Origin of the sequence: Corynebacterium tuberculostearicum, from assembly GCF_022347235.1 — a bacterium.
GTDB lineage: Bacteria > Actinomycetota > Actinomycetes > Mycobacteriales > Mycobacteriaceae > Corynebacterium > Corynebacterium tuberculostearicum_F.
Genome location: NZ_JAKRDX010000058.1, coordinates 1 through 582, shown reverse-complemented (window position 1 = coordinate 582; position 582 = coordinate 1). Strand labels below are relative to the sequence as shown.

The window sequence follows — 582 nt, the reverse complement described above, 5'->3', positions numbered from 1 at the left end:
CTGGAGTGCCCCGTCCATGACTGCCACACTCACCCAACCCGAACCAGATACCAGCCTCGACTACCCAGACACCCTCCTCATCGGCGACCACCCCGACACCGATCCCCTAGACGATGGTGATGTACCGGAAGCGTTCTACACCACCAACGCACCCGGCAACCACATCGGCAAAGCCGGCACCTACACACGCAAAACCTCCTGGTTCCTCTACCGCGCCATCCTCCCCCAACTAGACGACGACGTCGACCAGAGCCTCACCAGCCTCGCCAAAGACCTCGGCATCTCCTACCACAAGCTCCTAGGCTTCCTGCGCGCCCACTTCCGCATGCGCCAACTACCCCTCGTCACCGAAGTCCAAGGACAGCACTGGATACTCGACCTGACCAAACTGCGCATCATCGACCGCGAACTCAACCGCCTAGACAACAATCCAGACCACCTCGAAGCCATCGACGCCGCACTCGCAGACTTTCTGACCCCCACCACACCCAACCAAACAGTCCCCACCGACGCGGACCTGCGCCGCTTCATCCGCACCTTCATCGATACCCACCTGCGCCCCGAAGACAAAGAACAACAACC

Annotated in this window: 1 pseudogene; it reads left to right on the top strand. The window is 60.8% G+C overall.

The window, feature by feature from the left end:
• Positions 1-16 precede the first annotated feature (16 nt).
• Positions 17-582, top strand: a pseudogene (locus tag MHK09_RS11670) (HNH endonuclease signature motif containing protein); the annotation flags it as partial.